Raw genomic sequence first — 25,647 nt, 5'->3', positions numbered from 1 at the left:
GAACCGCGCGGCACCCGACCCTGCCGTACGCCCCTGCTGGGCGTCCGGTCCTCCTATTGTCCGGTACACGGGCAACCCCTCCAAACGAAACCGGGCCGGACCTGCTCAGGTCCGGCCCAGGGTCGTAGAAGACGTCGACCTACGGACTACTCGATCGAGTCGTCCTCAGCCGGGTCGTCGCCGACCTCGTCGGGCAGCGCCGACTCGCCGGCCTGGTCACCGACCTGGCTCTCCTCGGCCTCGAGCACCTGCTCGGGGACGCCGGTCTCGGCGGCCTCGGTGACCACGTCCGGGTCGCCGCTCACCGCCTCGACCTCGGCCTCGACGGCCTCGACGTCGGCCTCGGTGACCTCGGGGTAGAGCGCGATGGCCACGACGGAGTCGCCGTCGCGGACGCCGACGAACTTCACGCCCATCGTGTCGCGGCCCTTGACCGCGACCTCGGAGACGGGGCTCCGGGTGATCTGGCCGCTGGCCTTGAGCGCGATGAGCTCGTCGCCCTCGCTGACCACGACACCGCCGACGATCGAGCCGCGCTCCTCGGCGAGCTTCATCGCCTTGATGCCGAGACCGCCACGGCCCTGCTGGCGGTACTCCGAGACGGCCGTCCGCTTGGCGAAGCCGCCGTCGGTGACCGTGAAGACGTAGCGGTCGTCCTCCGACTCGCCCGTCCGGATGACCGACATCGACAGCAGCTCGTCGCCCGGACGGAACTTCATCCCGGTGACGCCGGAGGTCGCGCGACCCATCGGGCGCAGCTCCTCGTCGCTCGCCGGGAAGCGGATCGCCTGCCCCTTGGTCGAGATGAGCAGCACCTCGTCGGTCGGGCCGCAGAGGTCGGCGCCGATGAGCTCGTCGTCCTCGTCGCGGAAGTTCACGGCGATGATGCCGGCCTGGCGCGGCGAGTCGTACAGGCTCAGCTCGGTCTTCTTCACCAGGCCGCGCCGCGTGGCGAGGAGCAGGTACTCCGACGCCCCGTAGTCGCGGACGGCGAGCACCTGGGCGATGTCCTCGTCCGGCAGGAACGACAGCAGCCCGGCCACGTGCCCGCCGCGGGCGTCGCGCCCGGCCTCCGGCAGCTGCCAGGCCTTCGCGCGGTAGACCCGGCCCTTGTTGGTGAAGAACAGGATCCAGTGGTGGTTGGTCGTCACGAAGAGGTGGCCGACCTCGTCGTCCGCGCGCAGCGACGCCCCGCGCACTCCCGTCCCGCCACGCTTCTGCACGCGGTACTGGTCGGTCGTCGTGCGCTTGGCGTAGCCGCCCCGGCTGATCGTGACGACCACCGGCACGTCGGGGATCAGGTCCTCGTCGGACAGGTCGCCGTCGGCCGCGATGATCTGCGTACGCCGCTCGTCGCCGTAGCGCTCGATGATCTCGGCGAGCTCCTCGCCGACGATCGTGCGCTGCCGCTCGGGCTTGGCGAGGATGTCCTCGAGGTCGGCGATGATTCGCTCGAACTCGGCCAGCTGGTCCACGATCCGCTGACGCTCCAGCGCGGCCAGGCGGCGCAGCTGCATGTCCAGGATCGCGGTGGCCTGCAGGTCGTCGATGTCGAGCAGCGTCTTGAGGCCCTCGCGCGCCTCCTCGGTGCTCGGGCTGCGCCGGATCAGGGCGATGACCTCGTCGAGCGCGTCGAGCGCCTTGACCAGGCCGCGGTAGATGTGCGCCCGCGCCTCGGCGTCCTCCAGGCGGTGCTGCGTACGGCGCTTGATCACCTCGATCTGGTGGGTGATCCAGTAGGAGATGAACTGGTCGAGGCGCAGCGTGCGCGGCACGTCGTCGACGAGCGCGAGCATGTTGCAGCCGAACGAGTCCTGCAGCTGGGTGTGCTTGTAGAGGTTGTTCAGCACCACCCGCGGCTGCGCGTCGCGCTTGAGCACGATGACGAGCCGCTGACCCGTACGCGCCGAGGTGTCGTCGCGGATGTCGGCGATGCCATTCAGGCGGCCGGTGTTGACCAGCTCGGCGATCTTGAGCGAGAGGTTGTCCGGGTTGACCATGTGCGGCAGCTCGGTGACGACGAGCGAGGTGCGCCCGTTGCGCTCCTCCTCGATGCTCACGACCGCCCGCATGATCACCGAACCACGCCCCGTGCGGTACGCGTCCTCGATGCCCCGGCGCCCGACGATCAGGGCGCCGTTCGGGAAGTCCGGGCCCTTGACCCGCTCGATCGCGGCCTCGAGCAGCTCCTCCGCGGTCGCCTCGGGGTGCTCGAGCGCCCACTGCACGGCCGCGCCGACCTCGCGCAGGTTGTGCGTGGGGATGTTCGTCGCCATGCCGACCGCGATGCCGGTCGAGCCGTTGACGAGCAGGTTGGGGAAGCGGCTCGGCAGGACGACCGGCTCCTGCGCGCGGCCGTCGTAGTTGGGCTTGAAGTCGACCGTGTTCTCGTTGATGTCGCGGACCATCTCCATGGCCAGCGGCGCCATCCGGCACTCCGTGTAGCGCATGGCCGCGGCCTTGTCGTTGCCCGCGGAGCCGAAGTTTCCCTGCCCGAGCACGAGCGGGTAGCGCATCACCCACGGCTGCGCGAGGCGCACGAGGGTGTCGTAGATCGCGCCGTCGCCGTGCGGGTGGTACTGCCCCATGACCTCGCCGACGATGCGGGCGCACTTGTTCCACCCGCGGTCGGGCCGGTAGCCGCCGTCGTACATCCCGTAGAGGATCCGGCGGTGCACGGGCTTGAGCCCGTCCCGCACGTCCGGCAGCGCGCGCCCGACGATGACGCTCATCGCGTAGTCGAGGTAGGACTTCTGGATCTCGTCCTGGAGGTCCACCGGCTCCCGCCGGTCGAACACCTGCGGCGTCTCGGTCATCGGCTAGCTCCTCGGGTCGTGACGGCGGTGTGCGTACGGGGGGCGCGCGGGTCCGGTGCTACCCCTGGGGGGAACGCGAGGTGCGCCTGGTCCGCGGTCGGGAGAAATGCGCAGCAACGGGGCAGGTCCGTGCCGGCGCGAGGGCGGCGTCCGAAGTCGAGTGCGCTCTTATCGAGCGACACGCCGGCGTGTCGCCGCGATCTGCGCGCACTCGACGACAAACCCGGACCGACCACGGCTGCGTTGGAGAGCAAGCGGGGCGAAACGGGAAGCCGGGTCGTGGGGCCCCCGTCCGGGTTGGTCGGGCGTTTGCCGCCCTGCGGAGCGCTCGCGGAGCAGAGCGGCGAGGGCGGGACGGGGGCCCCACGACCCGGCGGCAACCCAACCGAGAGACCCAGCGCCGCGAGCTCAGATATCAAGGAAGCGCACGTCCTTGGCGTTCCTCTGGATGAACGTCCGGCGCTGGTCGACGTCCTCGCCCATGAGGATCGAGAACATCTCGTCGGCCCGTGCGGCGTCGTCGAGGGTCACCTGGAGCAGGATCCGGCCCTCCGGGTCCATCGTGGTCTCCCACAGCTGGCTGGCGTTCATCTCGCCGAGACCCTTGTAGCGCTGGATCGGGTTCTCCTTGGGCAGCCGCCGGCCGGCCTCCTGCCCGACCCGGAGCAGCGCGTCTCGCTCGGAGTCCGTGTAGGCGAGCTCGGCCGTCGCGTTCGTCCAGTTGATCTTGAACAGCGGCGGCTGCGCCAGGTAGACGAACCCACCCTCGATCAGCGGGCGCATGAAGCGGAACATCAGCGTCAGCAGGAGCGTACGGATGTGGGCGCCGTCGACGTCGGCGTCCGCCATCATGATGATCTTGTGGTAGCGGAGCTTGTCCACGTCGAAGTCGTCGTGCACGCCGGTGCCCAGCGCGGAGATGATCGCCTGGACCTCCTGGTTCTGCATGATCCGGTCGATGCGGGCCTTCTCGACGTTCAGGATCTTGCCGCGGATCGGGAGGATCGCCTGCGTACGCGGGTCGCGGCCACCGACCGCGGAGCCGCCGGCCGAGTCGCCCTCGACGATGAAGACCTCGCAGTCGGCGGGGTTGGTCGAGGAGCAGTCGCGCAGCTTGCCGGGCAGGCCGCTGCGCCCGAGCAGGCCCTTGCGGTCGCGGGCGGCGTCGCGCGCCTTGCGGGCGGCGATCCGGGCGATGGCCGCGGCCTGGCCCTTGCGGACGATGATCTTGCCCTCAGTGGGGTTCTGCTCGAACCACGCGCCGAGCTTGTCGTTCATCTCCTGGACCACGAAGGAGCGGACCGGGGTGTTGCCGAGCTTGGTCTTGGTCTGGCCCTCGAACTGCGGGTCGGCCAGCTTGACCGAGATGATCGCGGTCAGGCCCTCTCGGATGTCGTCGCCCGACAGCCGGTCCTCGCGCTTCTTGATCAGGCCCCACGTCTCGCCCCACCGGTTGGCGGTGTTGGTCAGCGCCGTGCGGAAGCCCTCCTCGTGGGTGCCGCCCTCGTGGGTGTTGATCGTGTTCGCGAAGGTGTGGACCGACTCCTGGTAGGAGGTGTTCCACTGCATCGCGAGCTCGAGGCTCATCCCCGACTCCTCGCGCTCGGCCTCGAGCGCGATCACCGACGGGTTGAGCGTCTCCTTCGACCCCGTCAGGTACTTGACGTAGTCGATGAGGCCGTCGCGGTAGCAGAACGTGTCGGTGAAGGGGAGCCCCTCCTCGTCGACGCGATCGGGCCGCTCGTCGCGGATGGTGATGGTCAGGCCCTTGTTGAGGAAGGCCATCTCGCGGAAGCGCGCGACGAGGGTGTCGTAGGAGTACGACGTGGTCTCGAAGATCTCCGAGCTGGCGTAGAAGGTGACCGTGGTGCCGGTCTCCTCGGTCGCCTCGTGCTGCTCGAGGGGCCCGTCGGGCACCCCGAGCGAGAAGGACTGGCTCCAGCGGTAGCCGTCGCGGCGCACCTCGACGGTCAGGTGCGTGGACAGCGCGTTGACCACGGAGACGCCGACGCCGTGCAGGCCGCCGGACACCTTGTAGCCGCCGGTGCCGAACTTGCCGCCCGCGTGCAGCACGGTCAGGGCGAGCGTGACGGCCGGGATGTGCTCGGTCGGGTGCTCCTTGACCGGGATGCCGCGCCCGTTGTCGACCACCCGGACGCCCCCGTCGGGCAGGATCGCGACGTCGATGGTGTCGCAGTAGCCGGCCAGCGCCTCGTCGACGGAGTTGTCGACGACCTCGTAGACGAGGTGGTGCAGGCCGCGCTCGCCGGTGGAGCCGATGTACATGCCGGGGCGCTTGCGGACCGCCTCGAGACCCTCGAGCACGGTGATCGAGGAGGAGTCGTACACGCCCTCGTCGACGTTCGAGGCGCGCAGCCGCGCGATGTCGAAGTCGGAGCGCTCGTCGTCGGCGGCCAGGTCGGGGTGCGGGACGCCGGCGACGCCGTCCTCGTCACCGCTGAGCCCGCCGGTGACGTCGTCGTCCGGGGCCTCGGTCGCCGAGGGCGGCAGGACGTGCGGGCCGTTCGCGAGATCCTCGGGCTGGTCGGGCTGGCGCGTGTCGTCCTGGTCGGGCACTGGCGGAGGTCTCCCTGGGTCGGAGGATCGCCGCGGGCGCGCGCGGAGGACCCGGGCTGGGGGCCCGGCTCGTTCGGCACGTCGCGGCAGACGTCACGCGAGGGCCGGGTGGCCCACCGACGACGTCCTGAACTACGTCACATCCTACCCGTTCACCCACGAGCGAGGGCTGCCGCCGGGCCGTCCAGCACCACCCCGGTCCGCGGCAGCGGCCCCTGAGGGCGCCCAGGAGACGATCGACCCCGGATCGGGGGTCCCCGTACGGGGGCGGAGCCCGACCGCGCAGAGCCGCCGTGGCGCGGATCCCGGCGGGCTCGGCGCGAGCTAGGCGGGCGCTCGCGCCACCCGGCCCGCCCGACCCCGCCGGACCCTAGACTCACCGCCGTGACCCACCCGGTGCCGCAGCGTGACGTCGGTCCCGACGCCGGCGCCCCGGGCGAGGGGACGGTGGACGCCGAGCGCGAGGCCGACGAGGCCCGCGCGCGGCTGCGGCGAGGGCGGTTGATCACCGCCGGCGTCGCCGCCGTGCTGGTCGTCGTCGTGGCCGTCGTCGCCCTGCTCGGCGGGTTCGAGCGGCGCACGGACCTGATCACGCCCGTCGCCGTGGGCTCGGTGATCACCACCGGCCCGTACGAGATCAGCCTGACCTCCGCGACGCTGCAGCACCGGACCTCGGAGGACACCTGGGACGTCGTCGCCCGCGGCACCGCGCGGACGACCGGCACCACGAGCATCGCGCCGGGCACGGGTGACAACGGCTTCCTCTACGCCAAGGACCTCGGCACGGGCGAGTCCCAGGCGGTGCGGTCCGTCGGGATCGGCGACGGCAGCGGGTTCGACCGGATCGCCAACCTGACCCCGGGCCTGCCGGCCGTGCCGGTGACGCTGACCTTCCGCTTCGCGGTGGAGCCGGGCGACAGCATCCTGCTCGCGGTCTTCCAGCAGGAGTACACGACGCCCTACCTCTTCAGCGACGAGCTCGGCTGGCGTGCGACGGCGGAGGCCTCGACCATGACCGTGCCGCTCGAGCGGCTCCCCGACACCGAGTACTGAGCCCGCTGGACGCCCCCGAGCCCGTCGCAGGGCAACGGGGCTGACGCTCCCTGAGCCTGTCGAAGGGCCCCGAAGGGGTTGGCGTCCCCGCACCGCCGCAGCGGAGTCCTGCCGACCTCAGGCCGGCGGCCGCAGCAGCGGCGAGGCCCGCCAGCTGTAGGTCTCCAGCGCCAGCCCGGCCAGGTCGTCGGCATCGGCGGCGGGGACCTCGAAGCCGAGCACGAAGGGGTACGTCGTGCCGACCACCGCGGCCTCCGGCTCGGGCGCGCACGACTCGCCCTCGTGGGTCGGTCCGATCCCGACGGGCTCCCAGGCACGACCCGAGGCCGACACGAGCGTCATGGTGCAGAGCAGGTAGTCCTGCTTCTCGCGCGGGGTGACCTCGAGCTGCGCCACGACCCAGACCGCCCCGGGCTCGGGCGAGCCCGGCGCGCCGCTCTCGGTCCCCCAGCGCTCGGTCTGCCGCAGGCTCAGCAGCCGGAAGTCGGCGTGCGGGCCCTCGGCGACCGCGCCGGCGGCGACCGGTCGGTAGCGCGGCGGCGGCAGGTGCGTCGAGGAGTAGGTCAGCTCGACGACGACGAAGAGCAGGACGAGCAGGAACGCTCCTGCCGCACTCAGCCAGGCCCGGGCCCGGCCCTCGTCGGGCACCGCGCGCGGCGCGGCGGACGAGTGGGGAGCCGGCGCGGCCGCAGGGCCGCTCACGCGAGCGCCTGCACGAGGTCGTCGCGGAGCACCTCGACCGTGCGGCCGGTCCCGGCCTCGCGCCACTGCGCGGCGTTGGCCGCGGTGATGCCGAGCGGGGTCTGGGTCCGGTCGAAGTAGCGGTAGGTGAGGCCCTGGTCCCACAGCTCGAGGGTGAGGCCGTCGATGCGGGCGGGGTCGACCTCGAAGACCAGGTCGCGGGAGGTCTCGAAGCCGGGCTCGGCCTTGGTGATGGTGCCGAGGGAGAAGGCCGGCCGGTAGGTGGTCCCCTCGCGGCTCAGCAGCCGGCTGCCCGAGACCGTGACCTCGTCGCGGCCGGGCGCCTGCACGGCCAGGTGGACGACGACGAAGAGCCCCTCCGTGCGGAAGGTGTCGTCACCCTCCGTGAGCTCGGAGGCGACTCGCACGTCGCTGACCACGACGCGGCCCGACTGGTAGCCCGTGGCGACGTCGAGCGGGGCGCGCACGAGGTCGGAGGAGGCGTACTGCTCCGAGGCGCCGGGGTCGCTCAGGCGGTAGGCGACGGCGGCGAGGGTGACGAGGAGGATCGCGAGCACGACCCCGACGACGCGGGAGCGCCCGACGGTGCGGGGGCCCGTACGGGGGGACGCGGGGGTCGCGCTCATGCGCCCGCTCCTGCCGGGGCAACGGTGCTGGTAGGTGCCGGTGCCGCGGGCGCGACCGCGGCCGGACCCGCCGCCTCCGCGTCGCTGCGCTGGTGGAAGAGCTCGAGGCACCGGCGGAAGGCGACGGCGAGCAGGCAGAGGCGCAGCGGCTCCCAGGGCACGTCGTCGACGAGGTCGAGGACCGGGCCGAGGCGGTACCAGAAGTCGATGTCGTGGCCGCCGAGGACCGACAGGTAGATGCGGCGCACGGTGTTCTGCGCGACGAGGACCGCGGTGTAGACGAGCACGAACGCGCCGAGGAAGCGCACGCCGGCGCGCAGCACCAGCCAGATCGAGTGGAAGGTCGGCAGGTACTTGTCGTCGATGTCGCCGAGGAACGCCTCGCGCACCTCGCTGCCGACGCGGGCCACCCCGGGCGGGGCCGCCGGGCGGAGCGCGCGCTTGTCGCTGCGCCGGTCGAAGCGCGACGCCCCGACCACGCGGGCGGCCGCGGGCTGGCCGCGGCGCCACAGGTCGGCGAGCGAGAGGACCCGCGACCCGTAGACCAGGGCGGCGACGGCCAGCCAGATGATCGGCTGCGAGACCACGGTCCAGAAGACGGGCCAGGCCTCGCGGGCGAGGAAGCCGCCGAGCCGCTCGAGCAGCGCGGGCAGCTCGAGGTGGAGCGCGGCCAGGGCGTTCTCCACCGTCCGTCCGAGCTCGGACCACCAGGCCGCCACCGCGCGGTCCTCGAGCCAGCGGCGCGGCCGGGCGAGCAGCACGAAGCCGCCGAAGATCACGACGAGGATGAAGAACGACTCGACGACGGCGGTGAGGATGCCGAGCAGGCCGACCCCGGTGCGCTCGTGCAGGTGGTCGACGACGCGGCGCAGCACGTAGAGGCCGACGAGCAGGGCGACCATCCACCACGGGTGCTCCGTCGCCAGGCCGCGTACGGACGAGAGCACCGAGGGGCCGCCGTTCAGCACGCCGCCGCGGAAGGTCTGCTCGTTGGCGAGCTGGCCGGCCTTGTCGTTGACGAGGCCGAAGGCGGAGTAGAGGCCGAGGAAGGGCAGCAGCGTCACCGCCACGAGCCGGCTCAGGCTGCGGTCGCGTCCGTCGTCCTCCTCACCCCCGTCGGCGGTGCGGGGCACGAGTGCCCGGATGCCGAGCTCCTCGCCGCAGAGCCGCAGGATGACCACGACCGCGACGAGGGTGAAGAGGAAGCTCGACGAGAAGACGACCACCGCGGCCCAGCCGCTGGTGTCGCCGACGATCGCGGCGACCCGGACGGCGACCGCGTCCCCGAGCCAGCCGAGCAGGAAGACGGCCATGATCTGCGGGAACAGCCGCCAGAAGACGGTGAGCGTGTCGCGGACGAGGACGACGACGTCGCCCAGGAAGGCCGAGCCGGCGCGCGCGAACGGGTGGTCGGTGCGCACTGCCCTCCTCGACCCTCGACCGGCGAACGGGGCACCAAGGTAAGGGACGCGGGGTCCGCCCGGACCCGTACGGCGGGGTTCGCTCGGTGCTCGACCGGATCACGCGCGCCGTGGGCCGGCCGGGCCCTCGCCCTACGATGACCGGACGGTTCGGCAGCGGAGGGAGAGGTCACGTGCCTCAGCAGGTGCAGGGGATCATCGCGCGGAGCAAGGGTGCGCCGGTCGAGAAGGTGACCATCAACGTGCCCGACGCGGGCCCGGGCGAGGCCGTCGTCCGCGTCCTGACGTGCGGGGTGTGCCACACCGACCTGCACTACCGCGAGGGCGGGATCGGCGACGACTACCCGTACCTGCTCGGTCACGAGGCCGCCGGCATCGTCGAGCAGGTCGGCGACGACGTGCGCGACCTCGAGCCCGGCGACTACGTCATCCTCAACTGGCGGGCCGTCTGCGGCACCTGCCGGGCCTGCCGGCGCGGTCGGCCCTGGTACTGCTTCAACACCTTCAACGCGACGCAGAAGATGACGCTGGAGGACGGCACCGAGCTGTCCCCGGCGCTCGGCATCGGCGCGTTCATCGACAAGACGCTCGTCGCCGCGGGCCAGTGCACCAAGGTCGACCCGCGGGCCCGTCCCGCGGCCGCCGGGCTGCTCGGCTGCGGCGTGATGGCCGGCCTGGGCGCGGCGATCAACACCGGCGGCGTGACCCGCGGCGACTCGGTCGCGGTGATCGGCTGCGGCGGCGTGGGGGCCGCGGCCATCGCCGGCGCCAGCCTGGCCGGCGCGGGGACGATCATCGCGATCGACGTGGACGAGCGGAAGCTCGCCGTCGCCCGTGCGCTGGGTGCGACCGAGGCGGTGAACGCGAAGGACGCCGACGCAGTCGAGGCGATGCAGGCGCTGACCGGCGGGTTCGGTCCTGACGTCGTCATCGACGCGGTCGGCCGGCCCGAGACCTGGCTCCAGGCCTTCTACGGCCGCGACCTCGCCGGGACCGTCGTGCTCGTCGGGGTTCCGACGCCGGACATGAAGCTCGAGCTGCCGCTGCTCGACGTCTTCGGGCGTGGCGGTTCGCTGAAGTCGAGCTGGTACGGCGACTGCCTGCCCGACCGCGACTTCCCGATGCTCATCGACCTCTACCTGCAGGGCCGGCTCCCGCTCGACACCTTCGTGACCGAGGAGATCGGGATCGACGACGTCGACGAGGCCTTCCTGCGGATGAAGACCGGCGACGTGCTCCGCTCGGTGGTCGTGCTCGACGACACCTCGCCCGTCGCGATCGGCGGCCGGACGAACTCCCCGGCCACCGACGAGGTGGGGGCGTGACCGCGCGCGTCGACCACACCGTGACGTCGGGGACCTTCAGCCTCGACGGGCAGACCTACGACGTCGACAACAACGTCTGGGTCGTCGGCGACGACGCCGAGTGCGTCGTGATCGACGCGCCGCACGACGTCGAGGCGATCCTCGGCGTGGTCGGCACGCGCCGCGTCGTGGCGATCGTCTGCACGCACGGCCACGACGACCACGTGCGGTTCGCCCCGGACCTCGGGCACGTCACCGGGGCGCCCGTCCTGCTGAACCCCGCCGAGTCCGAGGTCTGGCACCTCACCCACGACCAGGACCCGGACGGCGAGCTCGTCGACGGCCAGACGATCGCGGTCGCGGGCACCTCGCTCCAGGTGATCGCCACGCCGGGGCACTCCCCCGGCGGCGTCTGCCTCTACGCCCGCGACCTCGGCGTGCTCTTCACCGGCGACACGCTGTTCAACGGCGGCCCGGGGGCGACAGGCCGCTCGTTCAGCGACAAGGACGTGCTGGTCGCGTCCATCCGCGAGCGCCTCTTCGCCCTCCCCGACGACACCGTCGTCAAGACCGGCCACGGCGACGACACCACGCTCGGCGCCGAGCGCGCGAACGTGTGACGGGTTCCGCACCCCTCGGACCCCCTCTCGGTCCTCGCACCCTCTATCGCTCTTCGCACCGGGTCTGCACGGTGCGAAGAGCGAGAAGAGGTGCAACGACCGGATCAGGGCGCGGCGGCCGGCCATCCACAGGTCGATGAACGGGCCGGGCTTGTCCACAGGTCGCGGTTCCGGGTGGTGCGGAGGAGCGAGAAGCGTGGTCGGCTCGGCGCGTGACCGAGGTCAAGACCCACGCCCAGCTCCTTCGGAACGGCTTCGCGGCTGACGAGATCCGTCGGCTCCGGCGTGCCGGGGCGCTCGTGCCCGTACGGCGGGGCGCCTACGTCTCGTCCGCTGTTGAGCTCGACCGCACCGCCGCCCACCGACGGCTCGTCGAGGCGACGACCGGCCAGATCGGCGCTGGCGCTGTGGTCAGCCACGTGTCAGCGGCGGTCGTCCACGGTCTCCCGGTCCCGTACGCGGACCTCTCGCGCGTCCACGTGACGCGCGACCGTGAAGGCGGCGGACGCGCTCGACGCTGGGTGCAGGTCCACGGCACGCCCCTGGCCCCGAACGAGGTCACCAGCCGTGACGGCATCACGTTGACGACGGTGCCTCGGACATTCGTCGACGTCGCGCGGGCGCATCCGATGACGACGAACGTCACGCTCGGGGACGCGGTCCTCCGCACGGGCGTACCGCTCGCCGCCCTCGTCGGGGCCGTCGAGCACGCGGCAGGACGCCACGGCGTCGCGGCGGCCCGGCGGGCCCTCGCCTTCCTCGACGCCAGGTCGGAGAGCCCTGGCGAGTCGGTGAGCCGGGTCCTCCTGGCGCAGGTCGGCGTCCCTGCTCCGGAGCCGCAGCTCGTGCTCCACGACGCTGCCGGCGCCTTCGTCGCGCGCGTCGACCTCGGCTGGGCGGCGCTCGGCGTGGTGGGCGAGTTCGACGGACGGGTCAAGTACGGGCGCGCGCTCGGCGCGAAGGCCGACCTGGAGGAGGTGCTGTGGTCGGAGAAGCTCCGCGAGGACGCGATCCGACGCCTCGGCTGGGTCGTCGTGCGCTGGACCTGGATGGACCTGGATCACCCGGAGAGGTTGGCCCAGCGGCTGCGAGCCGCGTTCGCGATCGGCCGTCCGATGGCCTGACCCCGTGTCACGCGACCTCGCACCCCTTGTCGCTCTTCGCACCGGGCAGACCCGGTGCGAAGAGCCGGAAAGGGTGCGAGGAGCGAGAAGGGGTGCGAGGTCCGGGCTCAGCGGCTCACTGGAACCCGGAGTTGTCGCGCGGGGTGTAGGAGGCCTCGAGGGTCGCGACCTCGTCGTCGGTGAGCTCGAGGTCGATCGCGGCGAGGGCGTCGTCGAGGTGGTGAGGCTTGGAGGCGCCGACGATGGGCGAGGACACCGCCGGGTGGCGCATGACCCAGGCGAGGGCGACGCTCGCCGGGGCCGCGCCGCGGGCCTGCGCCACGTCGAGCACGGCCTGGACGATCTCGCGGTCGGTGTCGGCGTAGAGCGTCTTGCCGAACTCGTCGGTCTCGCTGCGGCTCGTCTCGGAGTCCCAGGCGCGGGTGAGCTTGCCGCGGGCCAGCGGGCTCCAGGGGATGACGCCGACGCCGGAGTCGAGGCAGTACGGCAGCATCTCGCGCTCCTCCTCGCGGGCGAGGAGGTTGTAGTGGTCCTGCATCGTCACGAAGGGCGTCCAGCCGTTGGTGAGCGCGATGTTCTGGGCCTTCTGGAACTGCCACGCGTACATCGAGGAGGCGCCGATGTAGCGGGCCTTGCCCGACTTCACGACGTCGTGGAGGGCCTCCATCGTCTCCTCGATCGGCGTGCCGTAGTCCCAGCGGTGGATCTGGTAGAGGTCCACGTGGTCCATGCCGAGCCGGGTCAGCGAGGCGTCGATGCCCGTGAGGATCGCCTTGCGCGACAGGCCGCGGCCGTTAGGTCGGCCGGGGCGCATCGGGTTGAAGACCTTCGTCGCGAGCACGAGGTCCTCGCGCGGGATGAGCTTCTTCAGCGCGCGTCCGGTGATCTCCTCGCTGGAGCCGTCGGAGTAGGCGTCGGCGGTGTCGAAGAAGTTGATCCCCGCCTCGACGGCCCGCTCGAAGAACGGGCGCGACTGGTCCTCGGGCAGCGACCAGGCGTGGTTGCCGCGGGCGGGGTCGCCGTACGTCATGCAGCCGAGGCAGATCGGGGAGACGTCCAGGCCGGTGCTGCCGAGCTTCACGTAGTCCATGGCTCCTGCCTACCTCACGCGGCGGACCACCTGCGGAGCGCCCTCGTCAGGCTCCCTGCTCCGTGTGGTCGCGCCAGCTGTGCTGGGGGTCGTAGCCGAGCAGGGAACGGGCCTTGTCGATGCTCAGCGGCGACTCGTACTCGCCGAGCTCGCGGGTGTGCTCGACCTCCCCGAACCGCTCCCGGAGCAGCTGCTCGACCGGCACGTGCGGCACCACGTCGGGCGAGGCGATGACGAAGACCTCCATGCCCCGCGGCTCGTACGCGAGCGCGAGCTCGACGGCCTGGGCCGCGTCGCGCGCGTCGATGTAGGACCAGAGGTTGAACCGGCGCTGGTCGGCGGTGTAGCCGCCGAAGTCGGCGTAGTCCTCGACGCGCATGACGTTGGAGAAACGCAGCCCGACCATCGACAGCCCCGGGTCCCAGCGGCAGAACTGCGCCGCCATCGCCTCCTCGACGACCTTGCCGAGCGAGTAGGTCGAGTTGGGCTCGTGCACGGCCTCGTCGACGGGCACGTACGCGGGCGGGGCGTCGAAGGGCAGCCCGAGCACCGTCTCGCTCGAGGCCCAGACGACCTTGTGGATGCCCGCCAGCTTGGCGGCCTGGAAGACGTGGAACGTCGAGGGCACGTTGTTGCCGAACGTCGCGGCGTTGGCCGTCAGCCCCGGCGCCGGGATCGCGGCGAGGTGGACGACGGCGTCCACGGACGTGTACGCGTCGTCGATCCCGGTGAGCGCCTCGACGACCTGGCCGTAGTCGGTCAGGTCGATCCGCAGGAACCGCGCGCCCGCGCCGAGGCCCCCGTCGGGCACCGGCTTCGCGTCGACGTTCGTGACCTGGTGGCCGAGGGAGAGCAGGTGCTCCACCACGACCCCGCCGAGCTTGCCGGACCCACCCGTGACGACGATGTGCATGCCCTCGACCCTAGGCCTCGGCCCCCTGGCGGCTGCTCCCACGGTCCTGCACCGCTCCCCCGCGGTGCCCTGGATCCCAGCGGGGGCAGGGAAGTGTGAATTCAGGCCCTCCGACGAGACGCGCCCCGAGAAGCGCCCCTCGCGGTCACGGTTCGCGTACGTTGACGAGCGTCTCGCTGCTTCACCTCGGTCCACGGAGCTGCCCCAGCCTGGCGACAGGCGCGCGTCGGGGGACGCCGAGTCGACCCGGCCGGGGCCGAGAGACCCGGTGGCCCGTCCGACCTCACGGTCGCGGCGGGCCGCCGCGGGGCCTCGGACACCCTCGTCCAGCACGGCGACGACGCCGGTCCGGCGACGGGCAGGGCTGGAAGAATGGTCGCGTGCGCTTCCTCCTCCGGCTCGTCGCCAACGCGGCCGCCCTCGCCGTCGCCACCTGGCTCCTCGCCGGCATCCAGCTGACGGCGTCCGGCACCGGTGACAAGGTGCTCGTCCTGCTCGTCGTCGCTCTGATCTTCGGCGTGGTCAACGCGGTCGTGAAGCCCGTCTTCACCGCGGTCACCGCCTGCATCGTGCTGCTGACGCTCGGGCTCTTCCTGCTCGTCATCAACGCGCTGATGCTGCTGCTCACGTCGTGGGTGGCCGGCCAGATCGGCATCGGCTGGTACGTCGACGGCTTCTGGACCGCGCTGCTGGGCGCGATCATCGTGTCGGTCGTGAGCTTCGTGCTGAACGCCTTCCTGCCCGACCGCAACCAGCCGCCGCGCCGCCTGCGCGGCACCCGGGCGTGACCGCCTCGAGCGGTTCCACGGGGTCCGGGCCGGTCCGGGTCGTCTTCGTCTGCTGGGGCAACATCTGCCGCTCCCCCATCGCCGAGCGCGTCGCCGAGCGGATGGCGGCGGACGCGGGCCTCGAGGGCGTGGAGTTCACCAGCGCCGCGACCAGCCGCGAGGAGATCGGGGCGCCCATCGACCCCCGGGCCCGGCGCGTGCTGAGCGCGCACGGCTACCGCGCGGACGACCACGCGGCGCACCAGGTCACCGCGGACGAGATCGCGGGCGCCGACCTGGTGATCGCCGCCGAGCCGATCCACGTCGACCGGATGCTGCGGATCGCCCCGGACGCCGACAACCTGTCGCTGCTGAGCGACTTCGACCCGCAGGCGCCGGAGGGTTCCGGGCTCCCGGACCCCTGGTACGGCGGGCCGGAGGGCTTCGAGGAGACGCTCGCCGCGGTCGAGGCCGCCGTCCCCGGCGTGCTCGACGAGGTGCGCAGGCTGGGCGCCCGCACGCGCTGAACCGCCGGGCCCCTCGGCCTAGCATCGGCGTCGTGGGCGAGGCGGCGTCCGAGGGCTCCGACTTCTCCTGCGACGTCGCGATCCCGCGGCGCCAGGAGCTGGACGTCGTCCACGAGGACGACCGCGTGCTCGCCTTCCACCACACCCGGCCCTCCTGGCCGGTGCACCTGGTCGTCGTGCCCAAGCGCCACCTGGCCTCGCTGACCACGCTCGTCGACGAGGACGAGGCCGACGTGCGCGCGCTGCTCGGCGTGGTCCAGCGGCTCGCCCGCGAGGTCGAGGAGCGCGAGGGCGCAGCCGCCGTCCTGACCAACCTCGGGGCCTACCAGGACTAGAGCACCTGCACGTCCACGTCACCTCGGGCGCACCGCTGCGCTGAGCCCTGGCGCGGGTGGACCCGTCCGGGCCTACGCTCCCGTCGTGACCACGACCACGTCGCCCCGCACGCCGGTGCCCGCGCGGCGCCTCCAGGTCCTGTCGACCTGCTGGCTGCCCGGCGCCGTGCTGAGCGGGCTCGTGGCGCTCGGCGCGCTCGGCCTGGCCGCGTCCGGCCTCGTCGGCATCCTCGGTGAGGGCGAGCCGGGCCGGCCGCTCACAGCCGACGTCGTGGGCCTCGTCGTCGGCGCTCCGGCCGCCGTCGTGCTCGGCATGATCACCTGGCGGCTCGCGGTCGACGTGCCGCGCGACCTCCGCGCCTGGCGCAGCGCCCTGGACGAGCGCCGCGAGGTCCAGGGCGGCTGAGCGACGGTCCCGACCGGCGTACGGCCCAGGGAGGGCTCGGACGCAGGTGCCAGGCTGGCGTCATGACGTCAGAGCAGGGGCCCGGCCCCGTCGTGGTGGTGACCGGTGCGAACGGGTTCGTCGGTGCGCGCGTGAGCGACGCCCTCGTACGCCGCGGGGCGACGGTGCGGGCGGTCGTCCGGCGCCCGGGCACCGCGCGGGCGCAGGAGGGTCTCGAGGAGCACGTCGGCGACTTCGGTGACGCCGCCTTCGCCGCGCAGGTCGTGGAGGGCGCGGACGCGGTGGTCACCACGGTCCACCCGATGGGCTCCGCGCTGGACGTGCAGCAGCGCGTCGGCGTCGAGGACACGGTGCGCCTGGCGCAGGCCGCGCGCGACGCCGGCGTCGCCCGGCTCGTGCACGTCTCGACCGCCGCCGTCTACGACCGCAGCCCCGGCGTGGGCGACGTCGACGAGTCGTCCGCGCTCGTGGGCGACGACGCGGACGCGTACGGGGCGACCAAGCGCGACGTCGACCTCGCGCTCGCCGAGGTCGACGGCCTCACCCGGGTGCTCGTGCGCCCGCCGGCCATCCTCGGGGCGGGCGACAGCTCGGTCTGGAACACCCTGCGCCCGACCGGGATCCGCGACGACGAGGCCGAGCGGCACCGCGTCGCGGACGCGACCTTCGCCTGGGTGCACGTCGACGACCTCGTGGACCTGCTCGCCGACGTCGCCACCGGGCGGATCGGCGCCGAGGCCGACGTCGCGCACGGTCCCGTCGCGGGCGGGTGCACCGCCGTCAACGTCGCGGGCGAGCCGGCCACGCAGCGCGACTACCTGCAGACGGTCGCCGACGCGGTCGGCGTCGAGCCGGTCTGGGAGGACGGGCCGGCCTGGACCGGCCAGCTGGAGACCGGCCGCGCCCGCGGCTGGGGCTGGGCGCCGCGGGTCCCGCTCACCGACGCGCTGGGCGAGCTCGCCCAGTGCTCCCGCGCCCTGGTCTGACCGGGCCCCACCCCGCCAGCGCTCAGCGGGCGGGGGCGGCGACCAGCGCGTTCGAGCGCACCGTGCGGTGCCGGGCCGTCGCGAGCACGCCCGCGGCGAGCCCGACGACGAGCCAGGCCAGCAGCAGCGCGGCCTGGGCCCCCCCGCCGTTGCCGGTGACCACGGCCCGCATCCCCTGGAGCGCCGGGGTCAGCGGGAGCAGCGGCGTGACCGAGTCGAAGACCTCCGGCACGGCCGACGTCAGCGCGGCGGCCGCGGTGAGCACGACGAGCACGACCGAGACGAAGCGCCCGACCCCGCCGAACCAGGCGACCAGCGCGTGGTTCAGGGCGACGAACACCAGCCCCGCCAGCAGGCTCAGCCCGAGGAGCCGGACGACCTGGCCGGCGCCGAGGTCGAGCAGCGCGGTCATCAGCACGGTCAGGACCACCGACTGCACGGCGGCGACGACCGCGGCCGGCAGCAGGCTCTCCAGGCTGAGGCGCCACGACGACTTCATGCTCGCCAGCGCCTTGGCCGACACCGCGCGCAGCACGAGGTAGCTCGCGAGGCCGCCGACCCAGAGCGCCAGGACGGCGAGCAGGGTCGTGGTGGCGACGTTCGAGAAGACCGAGGTGACGTCGGACGACGCGACCGGCGCGGCGACGACGGTCGAGAGGCGCTCGCGCGCCTGCTTGTCGTACGTCGGGATCTGCTTGGCGCCGTCCTTGAGCCCATCGGCCAGCTGGCCGGTCCCGTCGGCGAGCTGGTCCGCCCCGGCCGAGAGCTTGACCAGACCGGTGCTCAGCTGCCGCGCACCGTCGGCCACGCCGGTGACGCCGCCCGTGTACTGCTCGACGCCGGTGCTGAGGGTGCCGGCGCCGTCGGCGATCTTGGTGACGCCGCCGGTGTACTGGCCGACCCCGCTGCTGAGCTCGCCCGCCCCCGAGGCCAGTCCCTGAGCGCCGGTGTCGAGCTGCTTGATCCCGGCGGCGAGCGGCGTGAGGCCGTCGGCGAGCTGGTCCGCGCCGTCGGCGAGCGCGGCGGTGCCCGAGATGATGCTCTGGCCGGTCTCGGGATCCTTGGTGCTGAGCCCGGCGGCCGCGCCGTCGAGCGCCTTCGCCGCGCCCTGGCTGCCCGAGTAGGTGGCCAGCGCCTGCGTGAAGGGGGCGGTCTGCTCGCCCGCCACCGTCAGCGCTGTGGTCGTCGCGTCGGTGCCGGCCTGCGTGAGCAGGTTGAGCACGACCGCGCACTGCGCCGCGTCGAGCTCGGTGGCACCGGCCGCGGCGAAGCCCCGGTTGAGCTGGGCGCAGGTGGGCGCTGCCGGCGAGGCCTTCTGGATCGCCGCCGCGATCTCCGCCTCCGTGGGTGGCGTCGGCTGCGGGAGCGAGGCCGCCTGGTCCGCCTGCTCACGCAGGGCCTTCTGGTACTGCTTCAGCCCGCCCTCGATCCCGGCGACGCCGTCCGCGATCTGCCGCCCGCCCTTGGGCAGCGCGGCGGTCTTGTCCGCGAGCGTGCCGACGCCGTCGGCGTACTGGTCGAGCCCGCTCGCGAGCTGCTTGGTGCCGCTGGCCAGCTTGGGCCCGCCGGCCGCGAGCTGGTCGAGGCCGCTGCTGAGCTGCTTGGTCCCGCTCGCGAGCTGCGGGCCGCCGTCGGCGAGCTGGTCGAGGCCGTCGGAGAGCTTGGTCGTGCCCTCGGAGGTCTGGTCGAGCCCGTCGGCGAGCTGCTTCGTGCCGTCGTCGAGCTGGCCGGCGGCGTCGGCGACCTTGCTGAACTGCTTCTTGGTGTCGTTGAAGCCGACGAACACGTTCTGGACGTACTGCTCGGTCAGGGTGTTGTTGAGCACGCGCGTCGCCGTGCTCGCGATGGCCTGGCCGACGACGGGGTCGGTGACGCCGCTGACCGGCGAGGTCTGGACGTCGAGCACGGCCTGCTCGGCGGAGTCGCCGGACTGGTCGCTGTACGACGTGGCGCGCGCCGAGAAGTCCTTGGGGATGGTGACCACCGCGGCGTAGCGGCCGGAGTCGAGACCGCTGCGGGCGTCGTCGGCGTCGGTGAGGACCCACGAGAAGTTCGTGTCCGCGGCCCGCTCGGCCCCGTCGCCGTCCCCCGTCTTGCCGTCGACCAGCCCACCTGCGAGCTGCCGCCCGAGCGGCACCGTCTGCTTGTCGATCTTGACCGGCTCGTCGAGGTTGACGACCGCCGCCTGGACGCGGTCGAGGCGGTCGGTCGACTTCCAGGTGGCGGCCAGGAAGCCGCCGGCCAGCACCAGCGGCACGAGCAGGAGCCCGATCAGCGAGGCGAGGCCGACCCGGCGGCTGCCGTCGGCGCGTTCCAGCGAGAACATGCGAAGTCCCTTGTCAGAGGTCGTGCGGGAGGAGTCAGGCCTGGGCGAGCGCCGGGCGGGGGCGCAGGTCCAGAACGCGGCTGGGGCCGCGCAGGAGGGTGTCGAGCCCGGAGCGGTCGGTCACCGCGAGGACGGCCGCCGTGGTGCGACCGGCGACGACCTCGTCGAGCGTCCGGGCCAGCGCGGCCCGGGCGTCGGGGTCGGCCCCCGGGTCGGTCAGCGCCTCGACGTGGTCGAGGAACAGCACGTCCGGCTTCGCGCGGGCCACGGAGGCCAGCTCGCGGGGCAGGTCGGTCGTCCCGGCGAGATCGACGTACGCCGTCCGCCGCCGGACGCGGCCGGCCTGCTCGGGCAGCACGAACCCCGCGACCTTGACGCGGGAGACGTGTCCGCCGTGCTCGCCGGGCTCGGCCTCGGGCAGCCGCATGCGCCCGGACAGCGTGAGCAGCAGCGCGCTACGGCCGGGGCCGGCCGGGCCCTCGACCACGAGCACCTCCCCCGGGGGCAGGGCGGTGCTGACGTCCCAGCCGCCGACGCGGAGCCCGTCGGCGAGCACGAGGTGGGTGTCGTCGGCCGACGGCCAGGCGGCCAGGGAGACCTGGTGGTGCAGGCCCTCGCCCTCCACGTCGAAGGACGGCAGGCGGCGGTCGATCCAGCGCGGCAGCCACCAGGCCTTCGTGCCGAGCAGCGTGAGCACTGCGGGGACGAGCGTCATGCGCACGATGAACGCGTCGACGAACACGCCGACCGCGAGCCCGAAGCCGATGGTCTTGATCGGGCCCTCGCCGTCGGGGACGAAGCCGCCGAACACCGACAGCATGATCACCGCGGCCGCGACGACGACGCGCGACGAGGCGACGAACCCGTTCTCCACGGCCGCCCGGGCCACCGCCTTGGACGGGCCGCCGGCGCGGGTTTCGCGAGCGCCAGCGAGTGGAACCCCTGCGGGGGGTGTGGGGGGTCGTCCCCCCTCAGAGGCAGCGTTCACCCCGTGGACGTACTCCTCGCGCATCCGGGAGACGAGGAAGACCTCGTAGTCCATGGCCAGCCCGAAGAGGATGCCCATCAGCAGGATCGGCAGGAAGCTGATCACCGGAGAGGTCTGGTGGACGTTGAAGACCGAGCCGAACCAGCCGTACTCGAAGACCATGGCGGTGGCGCCGAAGGCCGCACCCACGCTCAGCAGGAAGCCGACGGTCGCCTTGACCGGCACCCAGACCGAGCGGAAGACCATCGTCAGCAGCACCAGGGACAGGCCGACGACGAGGATCCCGAAGGGCACCAGGGCCGCGCCCAGCCGGTCGGAGATGTCGATGCCGACGGCGGTGAAGCCGGTGACGGCGGTGGCCACCCCGTACTCGTCCTCGAAGTGCGGCTGGAGCGCGCGGATGTCGCGGACCAGCTGCTTGGTCTCCTCGCTGTCCGGAGCACCCTCGGGGATGACCTGGATGATGCCGGTGTCGGCGTCCTCGTTGGGCGTCGCGAGCGGCACGCTGGCCACGCCGGGGAGGTCCCGCAGCTCGTCGGCCATGCCGTCCATGACCCCGAGCGGGTCGTCGGAACCGACGATGGTCGCGGTGACGATCAGCGGCCCGTTGTAGCCCTGGCCGAAGTGCTCGGCGACGAGGTCGTACGTGACGCGCGCCGGGGTGCCCTCCTCGGCCGTGCCGTTGCTCGGCAGGGCGATGCGGAGGTCCTTGGCGGGGTAGGCCATCGCGCCGAGCGCGACGAGCACGAGCACCACGGTGACGACCGGGGCGCGCGTCACCAGGCGCACCCAGCGCCGGCCGAGGCCGACGCGCGGGCGGCGCTGCGGCTCGGCGGCCGCCTTCGCCCGGGCCTTCGAGGTGCGGGGCTCCTTGGCCTTGGGCCGCAGCCGGTCGCCGAGGAAGCCGAGCAGGGCGGGCAGCAGGGTGAGGGCGATCATGACCGCGATGGCTACGCCGACCGCGGCCGCGACGCCCATGATGCTGAGGAAGGGGATGCCGGCCACCGACAGGCCGACCAGTGCGATCATCACCGTCATCCCGGCGAAGACCACCGCCGAGCCCGCCGTGGCCACGGCGCGCGCCACCGACTCCTCGGGGTCCATGCCGTCGCGCAGCTGGTCGCGGTGGCGCGAGGTGATGAACAGCGCGTAGTCGATGCCCACGGCCAGCCCGAGCATCAGGGCCAGCAGCGGGGTGGTCGAGGAGACCGTGGCGAAGCCGGTCGCGCCGAAGATGAGGGCGACGGTCAGCCCGACGCCGAGCAGCGCGGTCAGCAGCGGCATGCCCGCCGCGCGGAGCGAGCCGAGCGTCAGCCACAGCACGATCAGCGCCACCAGCACGCCGATGCCCTCGACCCAGCTCACGCCCGGGGTGCCGCCGGTGTACGCGTCGCCGCCCGCCGAGACCTCCGAACCCGGCAGCGCGGCCTGCAGCTCCGCGCGCTGCTGGGCCAGCTCGTCGAAGGTGGCCTCGCCGATGTCGACGGCGGGCACCGCGAAGGTGACGTTGATGATCGCGGCCGAGTCGTCCCCGGCGACCTGGCCCTTCGCGTACTCGTCGAAGGGCCCGGACACGGTGTCGACCTGGCTCACGTCGCGCAGCCGCTCGGCGCTCGCATCGATGGCCTTCCGCGCCGCGGAGGACCGCACCGACTCGCCCTCGCGGGGGACGACGACGACCTGGGCGGTGGTGCCACCGGCCTGGGGAAAGGTGCGGTTCAGCGAGTCGAGGGCGGTCTGCGACTCGGTGCCCGGCAGCGAGAAGTTCTCGTCGAACCCCTTGCTGACGGCGACCGAGGAGCCGCCGAGCACGGCGAGGACCGCGAGCCAGATCAGCACGACGCGCAGGCGGTGCCGGTACGAGGAGCGGCCGAGGCCGTACAGGAAGGAACTCATCTCGATACACGACTGTATGCGATACAGGTGTGTATGCAACGAGCGCTAAGGTGATCCCCATGACGTCGCTCCCCGAGGCGGCCGCCGCACCGACGACGACGCCGGTCCCCGCGCTCAGCGCGCGCCGGACCCGTACGCGCCAGCGCCTGATGGCCGCCGCCGTCGCCGTGTTCGCCGAGCGGGGCGTGATCGGGGCCAGCGTGGAGGAGATCTGCGAGGCCGCCGGCTTCACCCGCGGCGCCTTCTACTCCAACTTCGCCGACAAGGACGCGCTCGTGCTCGCGCTGATCGAGCAGGGCATCGCCGAGGAGTACGCGGCGGCGGAGCGGGCCGTGGCGGAGCTCAAGGCGCAGGACGAGGGCCTCGCGCCGACCGAGGCAGTCTCCCGGGTCCTCGGTCGCCTCAACCTCGGCGGCGACGGGGACCGGACCAGCCTGCTCGCGCAGCAGGAGCTGCTCCTCTACGCCGCGCGGGTGGCCGACCTGCGCGCTCCGTACGAGGCCTTCGTGGACGCGTGCCGGGCGCAGGTGCACGCGCTCGTGGCCGACGCGCTCGAGTTCGCCGAGCTCGAGTTCACGATGCCCGTCGAGCTCGCGCTCGACCTGCTGATGGCGGCCCACGACCACATGCACCAGCGCGCGCTCTTCACCGGTCGGCTCGACCCGACGGCCATGCACGCGTTGATCATGAACTTGACACGCCCGCGCACTCCACGAGCGGTGCACCACGACGCCGGGACCGTCTGACAGACTCCACCGCATGCACATCCTCGTCGTGGACGACGACCAGGCCGTCCGGGACTCGCTCGCGCGCTCCCTGGAGTACAACGACTACGAGGTCAGCACGGCCGAGGACGGCGTCGAGGCGCTGGCCAAGCTGGCCGCGCACCGCCCGGACGCCGTCATCATGGACGTGATGATGCCGCGCCTCGACGGGCTCGAGACCACGCGGATGCTGCGCTCGGCCGGCAACGACGTCCCGATCCTCGTCCTCACCGCGCGCGACGCGGTCGGCGACCGGGTCGACGGCCTGGACGCGGGCGGCGACGACTACATGGCCAAGCCCTTCGCGCTCGACGAGCTGCTCGCGCGGCTCCGGGCGCTGGTGCGGCGCTCGGGCACCACGGCCGACTCGAACGACCCGTCCACGCAGAGCCTCGCCTTCGGCGACCTGGTGCTCAACACCCAGACGCGCGAGGTGCTGCGGGGCGCCCGCCAGATCAGCCTGACGCGCACCGAGTTCGCCCTGCTCGAGGCCTTCATGCAGCACCCGCGCCGCGTGCTCGAGCGCAGCTGGCTGCTCAACGAGGTGTGGGGCTTCGACTTCCCGACCACGGCCAACTCGCTCGAGGTCTACATCGGCTACCTGCGGCGCAAGACCGAGGTCGACGGCGAGCCGAGGCTCATCCACACTGTGCGTGGGGTGGGCTACGTGCTGCGGGAGACCCCTCCGTAGGTCGACCCGCGAGGTCGGTCGACGGCGAGCGGCGGTCCACCCGGGGCTGGCCCCCGGGACGCGAGGAGGTCGTCGCAGGTGCGTACGGCTGCGGTGCGTACGAGCGCGGCAGGTTAGGCCGCGGTGCAGCGGCGTGCCCGCCGGGCACCGGCCCGGGCCCACGGGGACCCCGTCCGGCAGCGGCGGCCGGGCCTGTACCAGCGGTTCCGTGAGTGGCTCTCGACGCTCCCCCTGCAGCGGCGCGTCAGCTACCTGACCACGACGGCCGTCGCCCTGGCGGTGGCCGTGAGCAGCCTCGCCGGCTGGGTGAGCGTGCGGGCCTCCCTCTACTCCTCCCTCGACGAGGAGCTGGTCGAGGTCGCCTCCAGCCTCACGGCCCCGACCGCGCAGGACCTCAGCAACCTCGGCGGCCTGACCGAGCGCACGCTGCGCGCCGGCAACATCAGCGTCGCCGCGGTGCGGGCCGACGGCCGCGTCTACTACGTCCCCGACGAGCGCGAGCACCTGGTGCTCGGGCCGGAGGAGCTCGCCGTCGCGCGGCTGCACTTCGGCCACTCGGCGCGCTCGGGCGAGACCTCCGACGGGGCCGTGTACCGGATCGTCGCCATCCCCGTGCCGGAGCTGGGCGGGGTCGCCCTGGTCGTGGGTCGCCCGCTGGGCGGGACGGCCGCGGTGCTCACCTCGCTGCTGGTCGTGGTGGCCACGACCGGCCTGGTGGGCGTGGCGCTCGCGGCCGGCACCGGCCTGGCCGTCGCCCGCTCGGGCCTGCGTCCGGTGCGACAGCTCTCCGGCGAGGTCGAGCGGATCGCCGAGACCAAGGACCTCCGGCCCGTCGACGTGTCCGGGGCGGCCGACGTCGCCGTGCTCGCCCGGTCCTTCAACGACATGGTCGACTCGCTGGCCGCCTCGCGCGAACGGCAGCGACGCCTCATCGCCGACGCCGGGCACGAGCTGCGCACGCCGCTCACGAGCCTGCGGACCAACGTCGACCTGCTGATCATCGACGCGCGCACCAGCATGCTCAAGGAGGGCGACCGGCTCGCCATCCTCGGCGACGTCCAGGGCCAGCTCGGTGAGTTCACCAAGCTGGTGGGTGACCTCGTCCAGCTCGCGCGCGACGAGGGCGAGGCGACCCCCGAGCCCCTCGACTTCCGCCACGTCGTCACCGCGGCCCTCGAGCGGGCGCGCCGTCGCGGGCCGAGCCTGGACTTCGACGTCGAGCTCGACCCCTTCTTCGTGGTGGGGGTCTCGGCCGACCTGGAGCGCGCGGTGACCAACCTCCTCGACAACGCCGTCAAGTGGAGCCCGCCCGGCGGGACGGTCCGCGTGCAGCTCGAGGGCAACCGGCTGCGCGTCGCCGACGAGGGGCCCGGCATCGCCGAGGCGGACCTGCCGCACGTCTTCGACCGCTTCTTCCGCGCCGACACCGCGCGGACCACCCCCGGCACCGGTCTCGGGCTGTCGATCGTCGCCCAGGTCGTGCACCAGCACGGCGGCGTCGTCCGCGCGGGGCGCTCGGCGCAGGGCGGGGCGGAGTTCACGATGGTGCTGCCCGGCGCCCGGTCCTCCGAGGCGCTCGAGCAGCCCGCCCGCTCCTGACGGTTCTTGACACGACGTACGCAGATCGTGGCGAAAAGTTCCTGAAGAACCACCAAACCCCCGTCGAGGCAGCGACGAAGCAGCCTCGAACGGACTGCTCGCCCACCGGCCCCGCG

21 protein-coding genes are annotated in these 25,647 nt (G+C 73.0%); 12 read left to right on the top strand and 9 right to left on the bottom strand.

Going from position 1 to position 25,647, the window contains the following annotated elements; translation table 11 throughout:
• Nucleotides 1–146: 146 nt before the first annotated feature.
• Both gyrA and gyrB read right to left on the bottom strand, forming a co-directional pair.
• Entirely contained in the window at nt 147–2,816 is a 2,670-nt protein-coding gene (gyrA, locus tag BLU42_RS17440) for a DNA gyrase subunit A (protein WP_091077348.1), read from the bottom strand.
• Between the two features lie 408 nt (nt 2,817–3,224).
• Nucleotides 3,225–5,327, bottom strand: coding sequence for a DNA topoisomerase (ATP-hydrolyzing) subunit B (gyrB, locus tag BLU42_RS17435; protein ID WP_091080852.1), 2,103 nt, complete (start codon nt 5,325–5,327; stop codon nt 3,225–3,227).
• A gap of 450 nt (nt 5,328–5,777) precedes the next feature.
• On the opposite strand from gyrB, the gene BLU42_RS17430 reads away from it, so the two are divergent.
• The gene (locus BLU42_RS17430) at nt 5,778–6,446 is read left to right on the top strand and encodes a hypothetical protein (RefSeq protein ID WP_091077343.1); all 669 of its coding nucleotides are present in this window, start codon (nt 5,778–5,780) and stop codon (nt 6,444–6,446) included.
• 117 nt (nt 6,447–6,563) lie between these two features.
• Here the strand turns inward: BLU42_RS17430 and BLU42_RS17425 are convergent, their stop codons facing one another.
• The 3 genes from BLU42_RS17425 to BLU42_RS17415 are packed head-to-tail and all read right to left on the bottom strand — an operon-like array spanning nt 6,564 to nt 9,195.
• Complete coding sequence (locus BLU42_RS17425) at nt 6,564–7,148, bottom strand: hypothetical protein (RefSeq protein ID WP_091077339.1); 585 nt, start codon at nt 7,146–7,148, stop codon at nt 6,564–6,566.
• Nucleotides 7,145–7,774, bottom strand: a complete 630-nt coding sequence (locus tag BLU42_RS17420) for a DUF4352 domain-containing protein (protein ID WP_091077336.1) — start codon at nt 7,772–7,774, stop codon at nt 7,145–7,147. Before BLU42_RS17420 ends, BLU42_RS17425 begins: the two co-directional genes overlap by 4 nt.
• Nucleotides 7,771–9,195 carry a hypothetical protein gene (locus tag BLU42_RS17415; protein ID WP_091077333.1) on the bottom strand — a complete coding sequence of 475 codons (1,425 nt, stop codon included), beginning with the start codon at nt 9,193–9,195 and terminating at the stop codon, nt 7,771–7,773. Before BLU42_RS17415 ends, BLU42_RS17420 begins: the two co-directional genes overlap by 4 nt.
• A gap of 173 nt (nt 9,196–9,368) precedes the next feature.
• On the opposite strand from BLU42_RS17415, the gene BLU42_RS17410 reads away from it, so the two are divergent.
• The 3 genes from BLU42_RS17410 to BLU42_RS17400 all read left to right on the top strand — a co-directional run bounded on the left by BLU42_RS17410 (nt 9,369) and on the right by BLU42_RS17400 (nt 12,243).
• Complete coding sequence (locus tag BLU42_RS17410) at nt 9,369–10,520, top strand: S-(hydroxymethyl)mycothiol dehydrogenase (RefSeq protein ID WP_091077329.1); 1,152 nt, start codon at nt 9,369–9,371, stop codon at nt 10,518–10,520.
• A complete protein-coding gene (locus BLU42_RS17405; protein ID WP_091077325.1) occupies nt 10,517–11,119 on the top strand; it encodes an MBL fold metallo-hydrolase in 603 nt (200 codons plus the stop codon). The genes BLU42_RS17410 and BLU42_RS17405 overlap by 4 nt, the downstream gene beginning before the upstream one ends.
• A gap of 212 nt (nt 11,120–11,331) precedes the next feature.
• Complete coding sequence (locus BLU42_RS17400; protein ID WP_091077322.1) at nt 11,332–12,243, top strand: hypothetical protein; 912 nt, start codon at nt 11,332–11,334, stop codon at nt 12,241–12,243.
• Between the two features lie 115 nt (nt 12,244–12,358).
• On the opposite strand, the gene BLU42_RS17395 is transcribed toward BLU42_RS17400, so the two are convergent.
• The gene (locus tag BLU42_RS17395) at nt 12,359–13,333 is read right to left on the bottom strand and encodes an aldo/keto reductase (RefSeq protein WP_091077319.1); all 975 of its coding nucleotides are present in this window, start codon (nt 13,331–13,333) and stop codon (nt 12,359–12,361) included.
• 46 nt (nt 13,334–13,379) lie between these two features.
• The gene (locus BLU42_RS17390; RefSeq protein WP_091077315.1) at nt 13,380–14,246 is read right to left on the bottom strand and encodes an NAD-dependent epimerase/dehydratase family protein; all 867 of its coding nucleotides are present in this window, start codon (nt 14,244–14,246) and stop codon (nt 13,380–13,382) included.
• Nucleotides 14,247–14,626: 380 nt separating this feature from the next.
• On the opposite strand from BLU42_RS17390, the gene BLU42_RS17385 reads away from it, so the two are divergent.
• The 5 genes from BLU42_RS17385 to BLU42_RS17365 all read left to right on the top strand — a co-directional run bounded on the left by BLU42_RS17385 (nt 14,627) and on the right by BLU42_RS17365 (nt 17,267).
• On the top strand, nt 14,627–15,034 hold the full coding sequence (locus BLU42_RS17385) for a phage holin family protein (protein WP_091077311.1): 408 nt from the start codon (nt 14,627–14,629) through the stop codon (nt 15,032–15,034).
• Nucleotides 15,031–15,540: a low molecular weight protein-tyrosine-phosphatase gene (locus BLU42_RS17380; protein WP_091077308.1), complete on the top strand. Its 510-nt coding sequence runs from the start codon at nt 15,031–15,033 to the stop codon at nt 15,538–15,540. Before BLU42_RS17385 ends, BLU42_RS17380 begins: the two co-directional genes overlap by 4 nt.
• A gap of 32 nt (nt 15,541–15,572) precedes the next feature.
• The gene (locus BLU42_RS17375; protein WP_197680493.1) at nt 15,573–15,875 is read left to right on the top strand and encodes an HIT domain-containing protein; all 303 of its coding nucleotides are present in this window, start codon (nt 15,573–15,575) and stop codon (nt 15,873–15,875) included.
• 85 nt (nt 15,876–15,960) lie between these two features.
• On the top strand, nt 15,961–16,281 hold the full coding sequence (locus BLU42_RS17370) for a hypothetical protein (RefSeq protein ID WP_091077305.1): 321 nt from the start codon (nt 15,961–15,963) through the stop codon (nt 16,279–16,281).
• A gap of 62 nt (nt 16,282–16,343) precedes the next feature.
• Entirely contained in the window at nt 16,344–17,267 is a 924-nt protein-coding gene (locus BLU42_RS17365; RefSeq protein WP_091077301.1) for an NAD-dependent epimerase/dehydratase family protein, read from the top strand.
• A 22-nt stretch (nt 17,268–17,289) separates the two neighbouring features.
• Here BLU42_RS17365 and BLU42_RS17360 read toward each other — a convergent pair whose 3' ends face one another.
• On the bottom strand, nt 17,290–19,593 hold the full coding sequence (locus BLU42_RS17360; RefSeq protein ID WP_091077299.1) for a YhgE/Pip domain-containing protein: 2,304 nt from the start codon (nt 19,591–19,593) through the stop codon (nt 17,290–17,292).
• Between the two features lie 34 nt (nt 19,594–19,627).
• Complete coding sequence (locus tag BLU42_RS17355; protein ID WP_091077296.1) at nt 19,628–22,477, bottom strand: efflux RND transporter permease subunit; 2,850 nt, start codon at nt 22,475–22,477, stop codon at nt 19,628–19,630.
• 59 nt (nt 22,478–22,536) lie between these two features.
• Between BLU42_RS17355 and BLU42_RS17350 the strand changes: the two genes are divergently transcribed.
• The 3 genes from BLU42_RS17350 to BLU42_RS17340 all read left to right on the top strand — a co-directional run bounded on the left by BLU42_RS17350 (nt 22,537) and on the right by BLU42_RS17340 (nt 25,531).
• A complete protein-coding gene (locus BLU42_RS17350) occupies nt 22,537–23,223 on the top strand; it encodes a TetR/AcrR family transcriptional regulator (protein WP_091080849.1) in 687 nt (228 codons plus the stop codon).
• A gap of 13 nt (nt 23,224–23,236) precedes the next feature.
• Entirely contained in the window at nt 23,237–23,932 is a 696-nt protein-coding gene (locus tag BLU42_RS17345; protein ID WP_091077292.1) for a response regulator transcription factor, read from the top strand.
• Between the two features lie 192 nt (nt 23,933–24,124).
• Entirely contained in the window at nt 24,125–25,531 is a 1,407-nt protein-coding gene (locus BLU42_RS17340; RefSeq protein WP_231918618.1) for a sensor histidine kinase, read from the top strand.
• The last annotated feature ends 116 nt before the right edge of the window (nt 25,532–25,647 follow it).

The sequence above is a fragment of the Microlunatus sagamiharensis genome, from assembly GCF_900105785.1.
Lineage (GTDB): Bacteria > Actinomycetota > Actinomycetes > Propionibacteriales > Propionibacteriaceae > Microlunatus > Microlunatus sagamiharensis.
This window is presented reverse-complemented; position numbering and strand designations above follow the sequence as displayed.

Excerpts from the sequence above, each read along its gene's own strand:
- gyrA (WP_091077348.1), bottom strand. The coding sequence starts at position 2,816 with ATGACCGAGACGCCGCAGGTGTTCGACCGGCGGGAGCCGGTGGACCTC.
- BLU42_RS17420 (WP_091077336.1), bottom strand. The coding sequence starts at position 7,774 with ATGAGCGCGACCCCCGCGTCCCCCCGTACGGGCCCCCGCACCGTCGGG.
- BLU42_RS17395 (WP_091077319.1), bottom strand. The coding sequence starts at position 13,333 with ATGGACTACGTGAAGCTCGGCAGCACCGGCCTGGACGTCTCCCCGATC.
- BLU42_RS17390 (WP_091077315.1), bottom strand. The coding sequence starts at position 14,246 with ATGCACATCGTCGTCACGGGTGGGTCCGGCAAGCTCGGCGGGGTCGTG.
- BLU42_RS17365 (WP_091077301.1), top strand. The coding sequence starts at position 16,344 with ATGACGTCAGAGCAGGGGCCCGGCCCCGTCGTGGTGGTGACCGGTGCG.
- BLU42_RS17360 (WP_091077299.1), bottom strand. The coding sequence starts at position 19,593 with ATGTTCTCGCTGGAACGCGCCGACGGCAGCCGCCGGGTCGGCCTCGCC.
- BLU42_RS17355 (WP_091077296.1), bottom strand. The coding sequence starts at position 22,477 with ATGAGTTCCTTCCTGTACGGCCTCGGCCGCTCCTCGTACCGGCACCGC.
- BLU42_RS17350 (WP_091080849.1), top strand. The coding sequence starts at position 22,537 with ATGACGTCGCTCCCCGAGGCGGCCGCCGCACCGACGACGACGCCGGTC.
- BLU42_RS17345 (WP_091077292.1), top strand. The coding sequence starts at position 23,237 with ATGCACATCCTCGTCGTGGACGACGACCAGGCCGTCCGGGACTCGCTC.